Source organism: Halomonas sp. (genome assembly GCF_031581305.1).
Taxonomy (GTDB): domain Bacteria; phylum Pseudomonadota; class Gammaproteobacteria; order Pseudomonadales; family Halomonadaceae; genus Halomonas.
Genome location: NZ_JAVLBC010000031.1, coordinates 1 through 18968, shown reverse-complemented (window position 1 = coordinate 18968; position 18968 = coordinate 1). Strand labels below are relative to the sequence as shown.

Here is an 18968-nt window from a genome sequence, read left to right as displayed (position 1 = left end):
GGCGTGATCTACCCGCCCCAGGTGGCACTGGTCGGCTTCGGGCGCATCACCGAGCGGGCCTGGGTCCGCGACGGCCAAGTGGTAGCCGCCCGCTGCCTGCATGCCTCGCTGGCCGCCGACCACCGGGTCACCGACGGTGCCATCGGCGCCCGCTTCCTGAACCGACTCACCGACCTGCTGACGGAGCCCGAGCGCCTATGGCCCAACTGAGCCACGACACCCTTCGCGATACTGTCATCGACGCCATTCTGGCAGTCGCCCCCGAGGCCGACATCGACTCGCTGCCCCCCGACCGTCCCTGGCGAGAGCCGCTGGAGATCGACTCCTTCGACTTCCTCAACATTCTGGTCGACCTCGAGAAGCGACTCGGCGTCAGCGTCCCGGAAAGTGACTACCATGAGCTCGCCACCCTGGAGGGCCTGATCGACTACCTGAAGAGACGGCTACCCCCCTGAGCCAGCGCCACCAACGACGAGGCCCGCCGCGGCATCCGCGGCGGGTGCCAGCGCCTTATCAGCCGGGACGCTCGGCCAGTTGCCAGTCATTGTCGGTGAGCGGCTGGCCGCCCTCGGGGGTGACCCGAACGGTATCGCTCAGGCCGATGCCCCACTGCCCTGGCAGGCGCAGGCAGAGCGGCAGATGAAACACCATGTCGGCAGCGAACTCCCGATGTTGGCCGCGGGCAATGTAGCCAGTGCCCTCGACCCAACTGGGCGGGAACTGGGCCCCCACCGCATAGCCGAACACCCCCGAGAAGAACACGCCCTCGGCGTGGGGGGCCAGCACCGCTTCGGCGGCACGGGCGGCATCATCGAAGGTGTGGCCGGGGCGCATTGCGGCGGTCAACGCCTCGAACATCTCGCGACAGACATCGCGTAGCGCCTGCATCTCGGTGCTGGCCTGTCCGGCCACGGCGGTGCGCATCATCGGCGCGGTATAGCGGTGAAAGGCCGAGCCGAACTCCAGGAACACCGGTTCGTCCGCGGCGATCACATGACGCTTGTGGTTGACGTGAATGACGCTGATGCGCCGGCCGGTGGTGACGATGGGCTGCAAGCTCATGAACTCGCTGCCGGCCGACAGCAGCGCCCGACTGCCCTCTGCCGCCACCTCGTTGTCGCTGACACCGGGCGCGATGACCTCGATGGCCGCCCGCAGACCCGCGGCGGTGATCCGCGCGCTCTCACGCAGGCAGTCGAGCTCCGCCAGCGTCTTGACGATGCGGATGCGGTCGAGCAGCTCGCCGCCGTCGTCGCGGAAGCGCCCGCTGCCGAGGCGTGCCTGCAGTTCGCGGATGACCCCAAAGCGCAGGCCGGCCCCGAAGAGGTCCAGGCCGATGGCATGGAAGGGGGCGAGGATCTCGGCCAGCGGAGAAATCACCTCCTCGATGCCTTCCCAGCGATAGCCCAGGATCTCGTCCACCGTGGCGGTGACCACGGCCGGGCCGGTCTCGATGGAGGGCACCTGCAGCACCAGCCGGTCAGCCGAGACGACCAGGCAGGTGTACACCGAGACCTCGAAGGTGTGATAGCCGGTCAGGTAGAAGATGTCGGCGGGGTCGGTCAGCAGCAGCGCCTCGAGTCCGGCGGACTGCATGGCCTGTCGCACGCGGCGACGACGCGTCGCGAACTCCTCGGGGGGAAAGGGCAGTTCGCTCTCGGCGAGGCAGTCGGCCAGCGCATGGCGGTAGGCGTGGTGATCCATCGGATAGCGCTCCTGGGTGAATGAGACACCCTGGCAGTGTAGTCATGGCTAACGCCAGGTCCTGCGTGAATCACGGCAAAATAACCCTGTTCGCGTCCGCCCCGGTTTCGTAGAATCCAGCCTCGTGTTTCGACGCCACAGGACAATGCAATGGGCAGGGCCTTCCAGAACCGCAAGGAATCGATGGCCAAGACGGCCGCCGCCAAGACCAAGGTCTACAGCAAGTACGGCCGCGAGATCTACGTCTGCGCCAAGCAGGGCGGTACCGACCCCGCAGGCAACCTGGCCCTGCGCGGCCTGATCGAGCGTGCCAAGAAGGACCAGGTACCCAGCCACGTGATCGACAAGGCCCTGGACAAGGCCAGCGGCGTCGGCGGCGAAGACTTCTCCACGGCACGCTACGAGGGCTTCGGGCCGGGTAACTGCATGGTCATTGTTGAGTGTCTGACCGACAATCCGAACCGCACCTTTGGCGATGTGCGCGCCTGCTTCAACAAAGCCAAGAGCAAGCTCGGCACCCCGGGCAGCGTCAGCCACATGTTCGACCACTGTGCCATCCTCGCCTTTCCGGGCGATGACGAAGAGGCCACCCTCGAGGCCCTGATGGAGGCCGATGTCGACGTCACCGACATCGAAAGCGAGGCGGGCCACATCACCGTTTTCGCCCCCCATACCGAGTACGCCAAGGCCAAGCAGGCACTACTCGACGCCTTCGGTGAAATCGACTTCGAGGTCGACGAGATCCAGTTTGTGCCCCAGACCGTAACGCCGGTCGAGGGCGACGACGTGGCGATGTTCGAGAAACTGCTCGATACCCTCAATGACCTGGACGACGTGCAGAACGTCTTCCACAACGCCGAGTTTCCCGAGTAGCGCCTGCCCCGCTGCCGCCCGCTCAGGGCGGCTGCGGCCAGGCAATGCCCGGCAACTGCACGTATTCGAAGACGCGCTGCAACCCCGTCGGAGCGCCCATTTGGCCCAGCACCAGCGGCACATGCAGCCCCACACCGACGAAGGGATGGCGCGCCGGCGCCTCGAAGTCATTGCGGTCGGTGGACGAATCACCACGGATGCCATAACCGGGCCTGCAGCTCCACCCAGCTTTGACTCCCGCCCGATACACGGCCTCGCCCGTCGATCACCAGCAGCGGCGCCTCGAGGCCCCTTACGTGAGCCTCGGTGTCATGGGAGAAGCGCGCCAGCCGGCGTGCGGAGACGGCGGTGGACAGTCAACCCCTGCTCGCTGTGGGTGCTCACGGTGCTGCTGGCGATGGCCCTGGGCAGTGGCGCCCGGGGGGTGAACGCGGCACTGGATGGCTCACTCCACCGTGATGGTGATGGTGAAAGACGTGGTCCGCGAGAGATCACGACCGGGCAGAAACATCACCGAGAAGGTCACGGATCGCCTCGGCTTCCAGGGTTTCCTGCTGCTCCAGGGCCGCGGCAAGGGCATCCAGGTCACTCCGATGGGCTTCGAGGAGCTCACGGCCGCGCGCTTCAAGGTCGGTCAACAGACGATGTATCTCCTCATCGACCAGTCCCGCCATGGCCTCGCTATGCTCGCGGGACTGGGCAATCTCCTTGCCCAGAAAGACATGTTCCTGACTCTGAGCGAACATGACCGGCCCGATACGCTTGCTCATTCCCCAGCGTGCCACCATGCGACGTGCCAGTTGCGTAGCCTGCTCCAGATCGTTCTCGGCGCCGCTCGACACTTCTCCGAAGACAATGGACTCCGCCAGGCGACCACCGAACATCACGGTGATGCGGTCCCGCAGATAGGCTTCGCCATGATTGTAGCGCTCCTCAACGGGTACTTGAGCGGTCACGCCCAGGGCGCGTCCCCGTGGCAGCACCGTGACCTTTTCGAGGGGGTCGGCCTTGGGCAGCAAGTAGGCGAGCAGCGCGTGGCCCGACTCGTGGTAGGCCACGATATGGCGCTCGCTGTCGGAGAGTCCGGCATCCTTGGCCTCGCCCAGCAGCAAGCGGTCGCGGGCCGCCGAGAAACAGGCCCAGTCCACCTCCTGCTGGTCGTTGCGACCTGCCTGCAGGGCGGCTTCATTGGTCAGGTTGGCCAGGTCTGCCCCCGAGAAGCCGATGGTGATCTCGGCCAGTCTCTCGAGATCGACGTCATCGGCCAACGGCACGTCGCGCGTGTGAACGCGCAGGATATCCCGACGCGCCTCGCGATGCGGGTTCTCCAGGGTCACCTTGCGATCGAAGCGCCCCGGCCGCAGCAGGGCCGAGTCGAGTACGTCCGGACGGTTAGTGGCCGCCAGGACGACGACGGACTCATCGGCTTGAAAACCGTCCATCTCGGAGAGAATCTGGTTGAGCGTCTGCTCGCGCTCATCGTGACCGCCTCCCATGCCGGCCCCCCGAGAGCGGCCGATGGAGTCCAGTTCATCGATGAAGATGACCGCCGGCGCCTGTTCCTTGGCCTGCTTGAAGAGATCACGGACGCGCGACGCCCCGACGCCCACAAACATCTCGATGAACTCCGAGCCGCTGATGCTGAAGAACGGCACATCGGCTTCACCGGCAACCGCCTTGGCCATCAACGTCTTGCCAGTGCCCGGAGGCCCCATCATGAGGACACCGCGGGGGATCTTGGCCCCCAGCGCCTGGAAACGTGCCGGCTCCTTGAGAAACTCGACCACCTCGAGCACTTCGCGTTTCGCATTCTCCGAGCCTGCCACATCGTTCAGGCACACCTGGCTCTCTTCACTGCTCACCTGGCGTGCGCTGGACTTGCCCATGTTGAACAGCCCGCCGCCCGACATGGCGCGCTGCTGCATCCGAGTCCAGAACCAGAACAGCAGACCCAGGATCAGGATCCATGGCAGAGCGCCGACGAGAATGCGCTGCCACCAGGGCGGATCAATGGGCTCGGCGTCGATTCGCACGCCATTCGCCTCGAGACGCTCGAGCAAACGCTCGCCCTCGACATCCGGACGCGTGGACTCGAACCCCTCGGCCTCGCCGAGATCCCGTGCTTCGAGACCTGCATCATTGAAGGTGCCTTCCACAGACTGGCCACGCAGCGTGACTGAGTCGACGTGACCCTGGTCCACGGCCGTCAGGAATTCGGAATAGGTGAACTCGACCTGCTGGTGACGCTGCGCCGAATCGAGATAGTGGAACAACAGCACGATGGCCAGTGTGATCCAGATGAAGAGCAACCACTGCTGACGGGAGGGCTGAACCTCTTCGGGGTACCAGAGGGGAGAACGCTTGGGTCTGTTGCGGTGCTGGCCGGATGACGAGTCGTTATCGAGTCGGGACATGGTGAGCTCGGCGTTGATGTCAAACCGTTTCAACATGCCGATCCCCACCCGGGATTACAAGGCCAGCGGCGAGCTTCAGCGCTCGCCGTGGGGCCCCCGCCCGCCAGGCCTCGGCGGCCTCCTCCACGCCGAGCTCACCATGCCGATGTTCTGAGTCGGCTCCATCAGCACGCCATGACCTTAGCCCAGCGCTCGGTTGATCGCCTCGAGGCACAAGGCGCCGATCCCAGGCCCGTGCTGTTCCGTGGAGCCGATGGGCAAGACGACGCCTGTCGAGCAGCCGAGGTAGACGTCCACCTCCTGCCAGGTGGCGTGCTGTCGTCGCATGAGTCAACTCTTTGGCAGCCCTGCCGACAATACACCTGATGATGGCAGATATCTCGGCACCCTGGTGCCACTTCTACACCAATCAACTCTCCCACGGCGAATCGTCTCACTGGCCTGCATACAGTCTCCGGTGTCGGCTTTCCGCGACGTCGTTTCACATCTTTCGTTCTAGGCATTGCGCTAGGAGAAAGCGGCATTGGCCACCTCCTCGCGTCTTGCATAATGTATCAATGAAAGATTCAGATGCTTTCATTGATACGACCGGAGAGGTCTCGAAGCTCCCATGCCTCCTACCACCATATTCGACATTCCCACCCCAAGCCTGATTCTTGACCGAGCGAAACTGGTGAGGAACATCCGACGAATGGCCGATGCTGCCCGCAGCAAGAATGTCGCACTTCGCCCCCATCTAAAGACCGCAAAATCCATCGATGTGGCACGTCTGGCCATGGAAGGACAAGCCGGTGGTATCGCTGTATCCACGCTGAAAGAGGCCGAGTATTTCGCCAGTCATGGCATCATGGACATCCAGTATGCCGTCTGTATCCTGCCGGACCAGCTGGAGCGAGTCGCCAACATTCAGCAACAGGGAGCACGCCTCACCCTGATCACCGACAGCATCGAGGTCACCCGAGCAATCTGCGAGAGGGGAAAGGAGCTTCGCGCGACGTTTCTGGTTCAGGTCGAGCTGGATTGCGGTGAAGGCCGCTCAGGCATCTTTCCCGACAGTGAGGAGCTCATTGAGATCGCCCGCCTTGCCCATGAGGCCTCTCATGCACGCTTTGCCGGCGTCATGACCCATGCCGGCCACTCCTACCAGTGTCGCTCGATTGCCGAGATCGAGGAGGTCGCCGAGGCGGAGCGCTCTACCGCGGTCATGGCAGCCGACCGCATCCGTGACCATGGCATCCCTTGCACCACGGTCAGCATTGGGTCCACCCCCACGGCACTCTATGCTCGCTCGCTGGATGGCGTGACGGAAGTACGCCCGGGCGTCTACATGTTCGGCGACATGTTCCAGGCACAGATCAACTCCTGTGGTGTCGATGACCTAGCTGTTTCCGTGATCACCGAGGTCTGCAGCCACCACGCCTCGCTGAACAGGCTACTGATCAACGCCGGGGCACTGGCCTTGTCCAAGGACCGCAGTACCGAGAACATGCCAGATGATATCGGTTTCGGGCTGATAACTGATGCAAGAGGACACTCGCTCAAGCAGAGGATGAAGGTGGCAAGGGTCTATCAGGAGCACGGCCAGGTTCCGCTGGTCGAAGGCGTATCGTATGAAGAGCTGCCGGTCGGGACACGACTGCGCGTCTATCCCAACCATGTCTGCATGACGGCGGCCATGTACAACCACTATCATCTCGTCGATAGCGACCAGGGTGACGGATGCGAGGTTATCGCCACCTGGCCGCGAATCAACGGCTGGTGAAAGCTGGTAACTGATAAAGAGAGGCACCGCCGATCCCCTGCTGATTCAGGAGGGAAGTCGGCGGTTCGTCAGTAATCAACCGACACGCCGTGGCCATGTTCCTTCGCCAGGCGTACGGCGCATGCCGCCACTACCAAGTCCTGCAACGCCACCCCAGTACCATCGAAAATCGTGATCTCATCAGCATCCCGCCGGCTATCACGGTGCCCGGCGATGACCTGGCCGATACTACCGCGAAGGCTCTCCTCGGTAATCAAACCGCTGGCGTAGGCATGCTGGAACTCGCCGATGCTGATGGATTGCTCGGCCTCATCCACGAACAGGGCACTGACAGCAACCAGTTCCGGGTCCAGCTCCTGCTTGCCCCTGGTATCGCAACCCATGGCGCTGATATGGGTCCCCGCGCGCACCCATCCCTTTTCCACCAGGGCCCTGCGCGAGGGTGTTGCCGTAATCAGGATTTCCGCCTCCCGAGCAACGGCTTCGCAATCCGGCTCGGTGATGCACTCCAGCCCGAGCCCGGCGACTGTCTCCCTGAAGGTCGCCAGGCTCTGCTCCGAAGGGTCCCAGGCGTGGACCCGTTCCACGCGTCTGACCGCCATGGTGGCCCGGAGCTGGTACTCGGCCTGCACGCCGGTACCGATGATCCCGACGATATTCGCATCCTCGCGCGCGAGGTAGCGAGTGGCGATGGCGCTCGCCGCGCCGGTTCTGATGCCGGTCAGGTAGTTGGCACTGACCAGAGCCGTGGCTCGTCCAGTTTCCAGATCGAACAACAGTGTTGAGGACTGGTGGTTACCCACGCCCTTCCCGGCATTGTTCGGCCAGTAGCCACCGGCCTTGAGTCCGAGGATGGGGGCCACCACGTCACCACCGGACTTCACCCCATAAACTGCATCCAGATATCCGACCTCCTCACGCACAACAGGGTAGTTCTGCGCCTCCCCCCTTGCCATGGCGGCAAAAGTACGCTCCACCTCTCTGATGGCGTCTTCGACGCTCACCAATTCACGGGCAAGGCTTTCAGAAATCACAAGCATCTTCGGGTCCCTTTGTTACATGTGTTACATGCCTCAACGCAGCAGCGTCGGCAGAAAAGATGACAGACCGGGCATGAGCACCAGCATGATGACGACCCCAATTTCCGCCAAAAGGAACGGGAGTACGGCGCGGAAAATGGGAAAGACGGGACTCTCGGCGATTCGGCAGGCCACGAAAAGGCAAACGCCTACAGGCGGCGTGATCAGCCCCAGCGTAAGGGGCAGAATAACGATCATGGCGAACTGCATCGGATCGATGTCCATTGCCGCCGTGACCGGCATCAGCATGGGAACGATCAGTACGATGGCGGCCCCCGGTTCGAGGAAGGTCCCGATCAACAACAGGACTCCGACAAGGACCATGAGGAATAGGGTGGGATTGTCGGCAAACTGCAGCGCAAACCCCTGGACCCAGCTACCGATCCCGCCAATGGTCAGCACATAAGACACCACCGTTGCGGCCGCAATGATCAGGTAGATGGTGGCCGTGACCCGGGCACTGCGCTTCAGCGCATCCCACAGGCTGGCAAGATCCATGCTCCCGAAGACAAACCAGGAGATGAGCAGCGCATAAACGACTGCCACCCCACCCGCCTCGGTGGCGGTAAAGACACCCAGCAGCGTCCCGCCGACAATCAGGATCGGCAGCCCCATCACCAACAAGCCGTCCCGGACCAGGATGGCGATTTCATGCCTCTCCACCTTGTAGCTGGAACGAGGAAGCCGCTCCCCGCGCGCCTGCCACCAGATCACCAGCCACATGACGCCGGCCAGCATGAGGCCAGGCACGATCCCTGCGATGAACAGGTCGATCACCGACTGGCGAGTGACGGCAGCATAGATGATCATGATCACGGACGGGGGAACGATGGGACCGATGACCGAGGAGGCGATCGTCACGGCCGCCGCATAGTTCTTGTCATAGCCCTCCTCCGGCATCCCCTTGATGAAGATTTGTCCGAGTGCAGCAGTATCGGCGACGGCAGCGCCCGATATCCCCGCGAACAGGACCGACGACGAAACATTGGTATAGGCCGTTCCCCCCGGCACACCTCGGGTGACCAGACCCGCCAGCCGTATCAGCCGTGTCGTGATCCCTCCCCGGTTCATGATTTCCCCGGCGAAGATATAAAAGGGGGCGGCCAGCAGGACGAAATTGTCCATGCCGGTGAACAGCCGCGTGGGTACCGAGATCAAGTTCAGGTCGAGAGACCACAGGCCGATGGCGCCCGCGATGCCCAGGGAAAACACGATCGGCACGCCGATGATGAGCATGATGACGAAGGCAATGGACATCGCAATCATGGCCGGTTCTCCTCGATCGCTTCTCGCCGCAGCGCATCCTCAGGCAAAATCATCAGGCACAGGACCTTGACCAGCATCAATGAAGCCCCCACGGGTATCGCCATGTAAGGAAGGGTCATCGGTATCCGAGTTGCAGGCGATACCTGCCGCATGTTGTTGATGGCCGCCGGGTAGCCTTCCCACACCAGCAGCAGACAGAACCCAGCAATGCAGGTCAGCACAGCGAGGTGAACCAGACGACGAAAGAGTGGGGAGCGCACACTCGTGAACAGGCTGATTACCATGTGCTCACCTCGAAACAGGGCAGCACTGCCGGCCAGCATGACCATCCAGGTGGTGGAATAGCGCATGGTCTCCTCACTCCACGAGAGAGGGTCCACCAGCACATAGCGAAAGAATACCTGGGCCACGTTCATCAGGATAATGGCGACCAGCAGGATGGCAGCAATGGCCTCTGTCGCATGGGTAAGCCCCATGGCAAGCTTGAAGACACGTCCCCTCATGCTGGATTTCTCCTGATGATGTTGACGAGGACTCGGGGCCAGTGGTGAAACGGGATCGTCTATCATTGCGGTATTGACGCCTTCAGCAATAAGCGAGGGGGAGACAGTTCCTGTCTCCCGCTCTGCTGGCTATCGATTCACATGCTCCCTGTTGCCTTGCTATCGTCCGTAGAGGGCAGGCTCATAAGATGCAGAAGCATCCAGCAAGCTCTGGACCAGATCCTCTCCGACTTGCTCCCTTAGGTATTCCAACACCGGTTCCTGAGACACTTCCGCGAACGCAGCCTTCTCTGCCATAGAAGTCATATGAACTTCCACTCCTTTTTCCCGGATCAGGTCAATATACTTCTTGGCCCCGGCAAGCTTCTGAGTGTTCTCTATGTCTGCAGCCAGTGTTGCTGCTTCCAGCACCACAGCTTTTTCATCGTCACTCAGTCCATTGAAAAAGTCGTCGTTGATGATATAAGCATGGACCCCGAGAATGTGCTCGTCGGTGGACATGTATTTCTGTACGTCCATTAGATTATAGTCGTAGTTGACCTGAGCAGGGTTCTCTTGGCCATCGATCACCCCCTGCTTGGCAGCCATGATAATTTCGGAGCCTGGCATAGGCGTCGCCGCAGCTCCAAATGACTCCACAAAGCGAATGAAAACAGGGCTCTCCATAACGCGAATCTTCAATCCCTTGAGATCTTCAGGACTGCGGATCGGACGCACATTATTGGTAAAGTCACGAAACCCGTTCTCTCCCCAAGACATGACCCGAATACCGGTATCCTGTCGCATATTTTCGGCGAGATCCTTGAAGAACGGGCTATCGAAAACGGCCCAGGCATGTGCCGAAGACTTGAAGAGATAGGGAATCGAAAGCACCTGGATATCATTGTAGAAACCGGCCAATGCGCCAGTATCCACCAGACAGACCTCGACGGCGCCCTGCTGTACCTGTTCAGCGCAGGCGCGCTCGGCGCCAAGCTGAGCACTCGGAAAGAGCTGCACCGTTATGTCGCCCTCAGTCTTATATTCGACGTGATCCTTGAAGGCAGTCAGCGCATTCCATTCAGGATTGTCACCCTGGGGAGCATTCATACCAAACTTGATAGTCTTGGCCATCGCTGGACCTGCCGCTCCCAGGACGACGGCTGTGGCAGCGACTGTCGCGGTCCACTTCAAAATCTTATTCATTTTCATCCCCATTGTTTATTGTAGAAAGGAGGGTTTTCTCATTCACAACTACAGGTTATTTGCATTTTCGTCACATAGCGAATGCAAAGACATGATAGCTCAATGCCGCTGGCGTATAGATACGCCGGCAGCATCAATCATCCTGATACAGTGACCACCAGGTATGCAGCGGTCGCAGCCTGACCTCATGCCGGCAGCTGCCAAACGACTTGGGCGTCGACGGGAAAGACGGGGCGTGGCAGGTACTTGAAGTCGAACCTCGTCAGGATCGGCGAAGTCAGGCCCGGGGTATCGACTTCGATAACCTGATCCGGTGAAAAGAACTCGTCGAAGCCGGCCCGGAAGTGGCCGCGGGACTTCACCACCACGGCTCGAGCCCTGGCGATGTCCAGCCCCATCATCTCCAGGAAGACCGGATCGGCGCACTGGGTGCGAATCGATATCACAACTACCTGAATTCCGCCCAGGTCCAGGAGTGCCGTCGGCCCTAGATTCATGCGTCGTCCAGCATAGAAACCCCGTCGACCGACGCAGTCCCCATCCTTGAGACTTGTCACTTTGGCAGCCACCTGGAACCGTTGCGAGAAATCGTCGGGCTCGGTCCGGTTGAAGACAGCGCTGAATGCTACGCCTTCACCCAGCTCATGGGCCTCACGGGCCAGCTCGGGGTCGTGGATCACACCGACCATCACCCCCGTGGCACCGGCATGGTGCAGGGCTTCGAGAATCCACATCGTGTTGCCTCGCCCCCCACCGCCGGGGTTATCGGCCACATCAGCCAGGATAAGGGGCGGCAGCCGGGGTTGTGCTCCGACTTCCACGACACGGGACACGGCCTCTTCCAACGAGGTCAGGTGGGGCACATAGCGCTCATGGTCCTCCCAGGCCTTGCTGGCGATCAAGCGGGCTGCTGCCCTGGCAGCCTCAGCATCGTCCCTTGCGGTAACGAGAATGGCCATTCCATTCTTTGGCGTATCGCCAAAGGCAAAGCCACCGAGAATGGAAACATTAGCGATCTTCTCGGTGAGCTGGGACTGACCAAATTCGAGGATGTCAGCATAGGGCCCGGATTCGGTTAGCAGCGTCACCGTCGGAGGCGTCAGTGGCAGGCGGATGAAGGCCATCTCAGGATGCATGCCGGCGAACATCTCCAGCAGAAAGCCAGCCACCTCCATTCCGCGATCCCGCATGTCCACATGCGGGTTGGTACGGTAGGCAACGATGACGTCCGCCGCCTCGACCATGCGCTCGGAGACGTTGCCGTGCAGGTCCAGGGTCGCCACGACAGGCACATCGAAGCCGACGATGGAGCGGACCATCGCGAAAATCTCGCCGTCCGGGTCATACTCTTCTGTGGTAATCATGGCGCCGTGGTTGGCAATGTAGACGGCATCGAGCGGCATGGCAGCTTCGATACGGCGCTTCATCTCATCGCGAGTCGCCTGGTAGAACGCATGATCCAGCGGGCCACCGGCCTCCACCAGGCCTACCAGGATGGGGACAGGCGTCCAGTCGCAGCGTGAACTCATGGCACTGCTGAATCCACGGATCTCCGCGGGCAGCTTGGGGTCGGAACTGCTCAAATCTGCCAGGATTTCATCGCCCGCCAGATAGACTCGGTTGAGATAGTCCGCCTCGGTGGTCACCGGGGCGAAACGGTTACTCTCGAGCATCAGGCCCAGGATGGCGACACGCCGCGAAGAAGTCCCCGTCATCTGATAAATCCCCTTCTGTTGGAGATTACACCTTACATGGAGCATTTCCCGGGACCCAATGCCACCTCGGCCTAGTCCGATGCCGTAGCGGTATCGTCGAGCACCGCCCAGAACGCTTCCGCGGCATGGGGCAAGGGCTCCCGGGGACGAAACACTCGAATGTCGACGGGAATGCACCAGGACGAGTCTCCCGACAGAAGCAATGTCCCCGCCTTTAGTTCCGCAAGGATCTGGTTCTCGGGTAGCCATGTCAGGCCTCGACCATCGCGGGCCATGGTTTTGAGCACGGCCGCCAGGTGGGTTTCGAAGACGCGCGTCATGACGGGACGAGCGGGATGGTGCGCCAGCATGAAATCCACGGCACGCCCGATGGCGGAGGTTTCCGCATATGCCAGATACGAGAGTGGCGATGCCGCTGAACCCGGCAGCGGCTGCGATGGCCGCCCCTGCTCGTCCGGTGCCGAAACCGGCAGCAGACGATCCTCGCCGACCTTCACCGATTGGTAGCGGTCCTCGGGCAACGGGATATCCACCGAGGGGTGGGTATGACACATCATGAAGTAGCACTCACCGCGCAACAGCGACTGCACACAGCTGCCCACCTGATTGGAATCCAGACGGATCAGCAGCACCCCGACGCGCTCCTCGATATGTCGAATCCAGTCCGGGAAAAAGGTCAAGGATAGGCTGTGAGTGGACGAGAACGAGATGGTATTCTCGCTCGACTGCCCGATCTGGCGAATCTCGTCGCGTGCCTGGAATAGCCGACGCAGCACGCCCTCGGCAACCGGATGAAAGCGTTCACCCGCCGGCGTCAGCGTGATGGGTTGCTTGCTGCGATCGAACAGCGGTGCGCCCATCCAATCCTCCAGGGCCTTGATGCGCCGGCTGAAGGCAGGCTGAGTGGTGGCACGAGATTCCGCCGAGCGCGAGAAATTGCCCGTATCTGCCAAGGACAGGAAGTCCATCAGCCACTTGATTTCCATCGCGCGAGACTCCGGCATGGTTCGGCCGAACCGGCCTGTTGGTCACTAAATCATGACCTGAGCCCGATACACATGCAAATCACGCATAATCCGATCCCGAACCGGCATTCGCCAACCGTTCGCCGACTCGCAATGATGTCCTTAATGACCAGATTCGACAGCTGTGCCGGGCAACCGGTGCCATGGGGGAGACAGTGACCAGCATCAGGCCATACTGGAAGAATTTTATCGACGGCGAATGGGTCGATGGCACCGGCAACGAGCGTATCGTCATCACCAACCCGGCGACCGGCGACTCCATCGCTGAAGTTGCCCGCGCCCTGCCCGCCGATGTGGACCGGGCCGTGGCAGCCGCACGCCGCTGTTTTGACAGTCGGAGTCTGGCGGAGATGCGCCCTCATCAGCGGGGAGAGATGATGAGGGAGGTGTCCCTTCGGCTCGGTGAACTGGCCGACGAAATCGCCACCGTCGAGTGTCTCGACAATGGCAAGACACTGAAGGGAGGGTATGGCGATGTCGCCCTGGCCCAACGCTACCTGAACTACTACGCCGGCATGGCCGACAAGCTGGAAGGACGCCAGATCCCGCTGGGCGAGGGGGTGCTCGACTACACCACCCATATGCCGTTCGGGGTCTCGGCCCAGGTCGTGCCCTGGAATGGGCCACTTCCCGTGGGGGCGCGCTCCATCACCTGCGCGCTCCTTACGGGAAACACCGTCGTCCTCAAGTCACCGGAAGATTCCCCGCTGAGCCTGTTCCTGTTTGCCGAGGCGTGCGAGCGGGCAGGCGTACCCAGGGGAGCCGTCAATATCATCTGCGGCTATGGGCATGACGCCGGCGCCAGCCTGGTCGCGCATGGCGATATCGACCACATCGTCTTCACCGGTTCCGTCGAAACCGGCAAAAGCGTGCTGCGGGCCGCCTCGGAACGAATCATTCCGTGCATCATGGAACTGGGCGGTAAGTCGGGCGGGATCGTCTATCCGGATGCAGACCTGGAGCAGGTGGCAACAAGCGCCGCGCGGGGGATCTTCCATCATGCCGGACAGATCTGCTCGGCCGGCTCTCGCCTGATCGTGCACCGTTCGATCCATGACGACCTGGTGGCACGGCTCAAGAAAGCCGCCGAAACCCTTTCCGTCGGCCCGGGCATCGACGGCTGCAACATGGGTCCCCTGATTTCCGCGCGCCAACTGGATCGGGTCGAGTCACTCTGCCGTATCGGGATCGAAGAGGGCGCGACACTGGTCACCGGAGGATCACGCCTGGCCGGCATGCCGGGACACTTCATGGCGCCCACCATCTTCACCCGGGTGCATCCCGAGATGCGAATCGCCCAGGAAGAATTTTTCGGCCCGGTAATCGTGGTCCTCCCCTTTGACTCGCCGGAGGAGGCCATCGCCATTGCCAACGGCACCGACTACGGCCTGGCGGCCGGGGTCTACACCAACGACCTGAGGCTAGCCCACTGGACGGCCGACCGTCTGATCGCCGGGCAAGTATATGTCAATGAATGGTGGACGGGCGGCGTGGAGACCCCCTTCGGTGGCACCAAGCGTTCCGGGTATGGCCGGGAGAAGGGGCAAGAAGCCTTGCTCGGCTATGTACAGACCAAGAATGTCGGCATCCGCCTCTAGCCATGGCGGATCGCTTCGATTATGTCGTCATCGGTGCGGGCAGCGCCGGATCGGTGGTCGCCGGTCGGCTGTCGGAATCGGGCCAGGGCTCGGTCTGCGTGCTCGAGGCCGGCCCACCGGACCGTCACCCGTCCATTCATGTACCGGCCGCCGTGGTGCATGCCCTCAATAATCCCCGCATCAACTGGATGTACCGCACGGCACCCAGTTGGGGAACGGGAGAGCGCTGCATCATCCAGTCGCGCGGCAAGACGCTTGGTGGATCGGGGTCGATCAACGGACATGTCTATACCCGAGGCCACCGCTCCGACTTCGACGGCTGGGCGGCGATGGGCAACCGCGGATGGGGCTATGCGGAGGTCCTGCCGTATTTCAAGCGCTGCGAACGGCGTATCGGCGACGGCGATGACCGCTACCGGGGACGAGCCGGCCCCTTCACCATCACCGACATCGATCAACCCGATCCACTCTGTGATGCTTTCATGGACGGGGCGGAGTCACTCGGCATTCCACGCAACCCCGATTACAACGGTGCGTCGCAGGAGGGCATCGCCTACGTCCAGCGCAGCATTCATCGGGGACGTCGGGTCAGCCCTGCACGGGCCTTCCTCTATCCGGCGATGAAGCGGGGCAACACCGAGGTACGCACCCAGGCCCGCGTACTGCAGGTTCTCTTCGCGGGCAAGCGTGCTGTCGGTGTGCGCTACCACTGGGGCGGCCGTGACCATGTCATACTCGCGAACCGGGAAGTGATTCTCTGTGGTGGCGCCATCGGATCGCCACACCTGCTGCAGCTATCGGGCATCGGGGCCCCGGGCCTGCTGCAGCACATCGGCATTCCCCTGGTTCACGCCCTTCCCGGTGTTGGCGAGAACCTGTGCGACCACTATGCGGCGAGGATGGTGATGCGCATTCGCGACATCGAAACCATCAACGAGCGCGTGCGCGGGCTCAAGCTGGTGAGGGAAGTGGCCCGCTACGCTTTTACACGGCGAGGAGCTCTGGCGCTGACCCCGACCCTGGTCTACTGCTTCTGGAAATCGGACCACGGCGACATCCAGGTGTCTTTCACGCCCGCCAGCTATCCAGCGGGAGTCTGGAGCGGGCTCGACAGGTTTCCCGGTGCGACCATTGCCTGCTGGCAGCAGCGGCCGGCCAGCAGGGGACATGTCCGCGCCCTTTCGGCGGATCCCTTCGCACAGCCCGAGTTTCAACCGAACTATCTGGCCGAAGAAGAGGATCGTCAGGCCCTGCTTGCAGCCATGCGTCTCGGCCGCCAGCTAGTCAACAGCCCCCTTTTTTCGCGTCATGTCGAACAGGAAATCTGGCCCGGCGACAAGGCACAGAGTGATGCCGAACTGCTCGATCATGCTCGCCACACCGGTAATACCACCTATCACCCGATCGGGACCTGCCGCATGGGGCCAGCGGAGAGCACAGGCAGCGTAGTCGATGACCAGTTGCGGGTTCACGGCCTGGAGGGACTGCGCGTAGCCGACGCCTCCATCATGCCGACGATGCCGGCGGCGAATACCAATGCGATCGCCCTGATGATCGGGGAAAAAGCGGCGGATATGATCCTAGGCAGACGGCCATTGGCGCCCGAGTTGGCGTGTGTTCCGCAAGATCCATCGTAATGCCCCGCGGCAATCCCGCCGCGCTCAACGCTCCCGCTGGGACTCCTGCCAGGCCTCGGCGGCCTCCTCCACGCCGGGCTCGGGGTCACGGGACAGCGCGGCACGCCGCTCGGCCTCCTCCTCACGCACGTCGTCGATCACGGTCATCAGCTCGTCCACGTCCACGGTGGTGGTGTCGTGCTCGAAGCAGCCGGTCAGCTGGCTGCCCGGATGCAGGTCGCCGGTCTCATAGAGCGCCCAGATTTCCTTGCCGTAATCGGTGGCCAGCAGTTCCGGGGCGAAGCGACCGAAGTAGCGGCGCATGTTGTCCACATCGCGCTCGAACATCCTCTCGGCACTGTTGTTGCCGGCGGCATCCACCGCCTGGGGCAGGTCGATGATCACCGGGCCGTCGGCGGAGAGCAGCACGTTGAACTCGGAGAGGTCGCCATGAATCAGGCCGGCACACAGCATGCGTACCACGTCGCCGATCACCTTGGCGTAATGGGCCCGGGCCTCGTCGGCGGTCAGGGTCACATCATTCAGCCGCGGCGCGGTCAGGCCCTCGGCATCGGTGATCATCTCCATCAGCAGCACGCCATCGATAAAACCATAGGGCCTGGGCACCCGCACATCCGCCGCCGCCAGCCGGTAGAGGGCATCGACCTCGGCGTTGAGCCAGGCCTGTTCCTGTTCCTTCTGGCCGTAGCGGGTCTTCTTGGCCATCGCCCGGGAGCGGCGGCTGTTGCGCTCCTTGCGCCCCTCCTGGTACTGCACGGCCTGCTTGAAGCTGCGCTGCTTGGCCTCCTTGAAGACCTTGGCGCAGCGTCGCTCGCCGTGGGAGCGCACCCCGTATACCTGGGCTTCCTTGCCGCTCATCAGTTGGCTCTCGACCGCCTCGATCAGGCCGTCGTCGACCAGCGGTTGCAATCTCTTGGGTATCTTCATGTCACCACGTTGGCATAGAGCCCGTCGGCTGGGTATCCCGCGGGCGTATCTCGTTTGGTTTCTCTGGCTTCAGGTCAGCGGCTGATGCGGCGGGCACGGAAGGTGCGCCCCTTGAGCCTGCCATTGCCCAGCTGGTCGAGGGCCGCCGCGGCGATATCGCGCTGCACGGCCACGTAGGCGCTGTTGGCGAGCACCTTGATCTTGCCCACCTGATCCCCGGCGATCCCCCCCTCGCCGGTCAGGGCGCCGAGGATATCCCCGGGTCGCAGCTTCTGCTTCTTGCCGCCGCCGAGTTGCAGGGTCGCCATGGCGGGACGGAAGGGCTGGCGCTCCAGCACCGCGCGGGAGGGCAGCGGCTCGGTCTCCAGCACCTCGCCGAGCAGCTCGGCGAGGCGTGCCAGGCGGTAGTCCTCCTGCTCGCTGAGCAGGGTACAGGCCACCCCGGAGCCGCCGGCCCGGCCGGTGCGACCGATACGGTGGACATGCACCTCGAGCTCACGGGCAATACGGTAGTTGAACACCGCATCCAGGGCATCGATGTCCAGTCCGCGGGCGGCCACATCGGTGGCCACCAGGATCGAGGCACTGCCGTTGGCGAACAGCACCAGCAGGCGGTCACGGTCGCGCTGCTCCAGGTCGCCATGCAACGCCAGGGCACTGAAACCCGCGTCGTTCAGGGCCTCGGCGACCTCGTCGGTCTCGCGCTTGGTATTGCAGAACACCACGCTCGATGCGGGCCGAAAGTGCAGAAGCAGGCGGCGCAGCGCCTCGAAGCGGGCCGACTCGTCCGCCACCCGGAAAAAGTGCTGGCGGATCGTGGTGGCGTCGTGGGGCTCGGCCACCTCCACGCTGACCGGCTCACGCATCAGCCGCTCGGCGATGGGCCGGATGCCCTCGGCATAGGTGGCGCTGAACAGCAACATCTGGCGGCTCGCCGGGGTCTCGGCGATGATCGCCTCCATGGCCGCCTGGAAGCCCATGTCGAGCATGCGGTCGGCCTCGTCCAGCACCAGGGTCTCGAGCGCCCCCAGGGCCAGCGAGCCCTTGCGCAGATGCTCCTCCACGCGCCCTGGCGTGCCGACGACGATATGCGCGCCATGCTCCAGCGATCCCAGCTGCGGCCCCAGCGGGGCGCCGCCGCACAAGGTGAGCACCTTGACGTTGGGCAGGCTGCGCGCCAGGCGGCGGATCTCGCCGGCCACCTGGTCCGCCAGCTCGCGGGTCGGGCAGAGCACCAGCCCTTGCACCCGGAAGTCCGCCACCGATAGCCGCGACAGCAG

17 protein-coding genes are annotated in these 18968 nt (G+C 62.7%); 6 read left to right on the top strand and 11 right to left on the bottom strand.

Translation table 11 applies throughout. The features are described 5' to 3' along the window. On the top strand, window positions 1-210 hold a 210-nt coding region (locus tag RI841_RS04570), incomplete at its 5' end, for a 2-oxo acid dehydrogenase subunit E2 (RefSeq protein WP_310704395.1). Beyond that, window positions 198-455, top strand: coding sequence for an acyl carrier protein (locus RI841_RS04565; protein ID WP_310704394.1), 258 nt, complete (start codon window positions 198-200; stop codon window positions 453-455). The genes RI841_RS04570 and RI841_RS04565, both read left to right, overlap by 13 nt. Before the next feature lie 58 nt (window positions 456-513). On the opposite strand, the gene RI841_RS04560 is transcribed toward RI841_RS04565, so the two are convergent. Next, window positions 514-1704 (bottom strand): Xaa-Pro peptidase family protein, encoded by a 1191-nt coding sequence (locus tag RI841_RS04560; protein WP_310704393.1) that lies wholly within the window; start codon window positions 1702-1704, stop codon window positions 514-516. Between the two features lie 150 nt (window positions 1705-1854). Between RI841_RS04560 and RI841_RS04555 the strand changes: the two genes are divergently transcribed. Then, window positions 1855-2577 carry a YebC/PmpR family DNA-binding transcriptional regulator gene (locus RI841_RS04555; RefSeq protein ID WP_310704392.1) on the top strand — a complete coding sequence of 241 codons (723 nt, stop codon included), beginning with the start codon at window positions 1855-1857 and terminating at the stop codon, window positions 2575-2577. Between the two features lie 491 nt (window positions 2578-3068). Here RI841_RS04555 and ftsH read toward each other — a convergent pair whose 3' ends face one another. Then, window positions 3069-5027 carry an ATP-dependent zinc metalloprotease FtsH gene (gene ftsH / locus RI841_RS04550; RefSeq protein ID WP_310704391.1) on the bottom strand — a complete coding sequence of 653 codons (1959 nt, stop codon included), beginning with the start codon at window positions 5025-5027 and terminating at the stop codon, window positions 3069-3071. 144 nt (window positions 5028-5171) lie between these two features. Beyond that, a complete protein-coding gene (locus RI841_RS04545) occupies window positions 5172-5318 on the bottom strand; it encodes a creatininase family protein (protein ID WP_310704390.1) in 147 nt (48 codons plus the stop codon). Between the two features lie 283 nt (window positions 5319-5601). On the opposite strand from RI841_RS04545, the gene RI841_RS04540 reads away from it, so the two are divergent. Continuing rightward, window positions 5602-6753, top strand: a complete 1152-nt coding sequence (locus RI841_RS04540; RefSeq protein ID WP_310704389.1) for an alanine racemase — start codon at window positions 5602-5604, stop codon at window positions 6751-6753. 68 nt (window positions 6754-6821) lie between these two features. Here RI841_RS04540 and RI841_RS04535 read toward each other — a convergent pair whose 3' ends face one another. The 6 genes from RI841_RS04535 to RI841_RS04510 form a co-directional block, all read right to left on the bottom strand. Continuing rightward, window positions 6822-7793 (bottom strand): ornithine cyclodeaminase family protein, encoded by a 972-nt coding sequence (locus tag RI841_RS04535; RefSeq protein WP_310704388.1) that lies wholly within the window; start codon window positions 7791-7793, stop codon window positions 6822-6824. Between the two features lie 33 nt (window positions 7794-7826). Beyond that, on the bottom strand, window positions 7827-9098 hold the full coding sequence (locus RI841_RS04530) for a TRAP transporter large permease (protein WP_310704387.1): 1272 nt from the start codon (window positions 9096-9098) through the stop codon (window positions 7827-7829). Continuing rightward, the gene (locus RI841_RS04525) at window positions 9095-9667 is read right to left on the bottom strand and encodes a TRAP transporter small permease (RefSeq protein WP_310704386.1); all 573 of its coding nucleotides are present in this window, start codon (window positions 9665-9667) and stop codon (window positions 9095-9097) included. Before RI841_RS04525 ends, RI841_RS04530 begins: the two co-directional genes overlap by 4 nt. 93 nt (window positions 9668-9760) lie before the next feature. Beyond that, window positions 9761-10786, bottom strand: coding sequence for a DctP family TRAP transporter solute-binding subunit (locus RI841_RS04520; protein WP_310704385.1), 1026 nt, complete (start codon window positions 10784-10786; stop codon window positions 9761-9763). 185 nt (window positions 10787-10971) lie between these two features. Then, window positions 10972-12501 (bottom strand): M81 family metallopeptidase, encoded by a 1530-nt coding sequence (locus tag RI841_RS04515; RefSeq protein ID WP_310704384.1) that lies wholly within the window; start codon window positions 12499-12501, stop codon window positions 10972-10974. 71 nt (window positions 12502-12572) lie between these two features. Then, a complete protein-coding gene (locus RI841_RS04510) occupies window positions 12573-13469 on the bottom strand; it encodes a LysR family transcriptional regulator (RefSeq protein ID WP_310704383.1) in 897 nt (298 codons plus the stop codon). A 200-nt stretch (window positions 13470-13669) separates the two neighbouring features. Between RI841_RS04510 and RI841_RS04505 the strand changes: the two genes are divergently transcribed. Beyond that, on the top strand, window positions 13670-15124 hold the full coding sequence (locus tag RI841_RS04505) for an aldehyde dehydrogenase family protein (RefSeq protein WP_310704382.1): 1455 nt from the start codon (window positions 13670-13672) through the stop codon (window positions 15122-15124). Between the two features lie 2 nt (window positions 15125-15126). Then, window positions 15127-16761 carry a GMC family oxidoreductase N-terminal domain-containing protein gene (locus tag RI841_RS04500; RefSeq protein ID WP_310704381.1) on the top strand — a complete coding sequence of 545 codons (1635 nt, stop codon included), beginning with the start codon at window positions 15127-15129 and terminating at the stop codon, window positions 16759-16761. A 24-nt stretch (window positions 16762-16785) separates the two neighbouring features. Here the strand turns inward: RI841_RS04500 and RI841_RS04495 are convergent, their stop codons facing one another. Both RI841_RS04495 and dbpA read right to left on the bottom strand, forming a co-directional pair. Continuing rightward, entirely contained in the window at window positions 16786-17688 is a 903-nt protein-coding gene (locus RI841_RS04495; RefSeq protein WP_310704380.1) for a PA4780 family RIO1-like protein kinase, read from the bottom strand. 74 nt (window positions 17689-17762) lie between these two features. Then, on the bottom strand, window positions 17763-18968 hold a 1206-nt coding region (dbpA, locus tag RI841_RS04490), incomplete at its 5' end, for an ATP-dependent RNA helicase DbpA (RefSeq protein ID WP_310704379.1).

Coding starts and splice junctions, on each gene's coding strand:
- RI841_RS04565 (WP_310704394.1), top strand. CDS start 198: ATGGCCCAACTGAGCCACGACACCCTTCGCGATACTGTCATCGACGCC.
- RI841_RS04560 (WP_310704393.1), bottom strand. CDS start 1,704: ATGGATCACCACGCCTACCGCCATGCGCTGGCCGACTGCCTCGCCGAG.
- RI841_RS04555 (WP_310704392.1), top strand. CDS start 1,855: ATGGGCAGGGCCTTCCAGAACCGCAAGGAATCGATGGCCAAGACGGCC.
- ftsH (WP_310704391.1), bottom strand. CDS start 5,027: ATGTTGAAACGGTTTGACATCAACGCCGAGCTCACCATGTCCCGACTC.
- RI841_RS04545 (WP_310704390.1), bottom strand. CDS start 5,318: ATGCGACGACAGCACGCCACCTGGCAGGAGGTGGACGTCTACCTCGGC.
- RI841_RS04540 (WP_310704389.1), top strand. CDS start 5,602: ATGCCTCCTACCACCATATTCGACATTCCCACCCCAAGCCTGATTCTT.
- RI841_RS04535 (WP_310704388.1), bottom strand. CDS start 7,793: ATGCTTGTGATTTCTGAAAGCCTTGCCCGTGAATTGGTGAGCGTCGAA.
- RI841_RS04530 (WP_310704387.1), bottom strand. CDS start 9,098: ATGATTGCGATGTCCATTGCCTTCGTCATCATGCTCATCATCGGCGTG.
- RI841_RS04525 (WP_310704386.1), bottom strand. CDS start 9,667: ATGATAGACGATCCCGTTTCACCACTGGCCCCGAGTCCTCGTCAACAT.
- RI841_RS04520 (WP_310704385.1), bottom strand. CDS start 10,786: ATGAATAAGATTTTGAAGTGGACCGCGACAGTCGCTGCCACAGCCGTC.
- RI841_RS04515 (WP_310704384.1), bottom strand. CDS start 12,501: ATGACGGGGACTTCTTCGCGGCGTGTCGCCATCCTGGGCCTGATGCTC.
- RI841_RS04510 (WP_310704383.1), bottom strand. CDS start 13,469: ATGGACTTCCTGTCCTTGGCAGATACGGGCAATTTCTCGCGCTCGGCG.
- RI841_RS04505 (WP_310704382.1), top strand. CDS start 13,670: ATGGGGGAGACAGTGACCAGCATCAGGCCATACTGGAAGAATTTTATC.
- RI841_RS04500 (WP_310704381.1), top strand. CDS start 15,127: ATGGCGGATCGCTTCGATTATGTCGTCATCGGTGCGGGCAGCGCCGGA.
- RI841_RS04495 (WP_310704380.1), bottom strand. CDS start 17,688: ATGAAGATACCCAAGAGATTGCAACCGCTGGTCGACGACGGCCTGATC.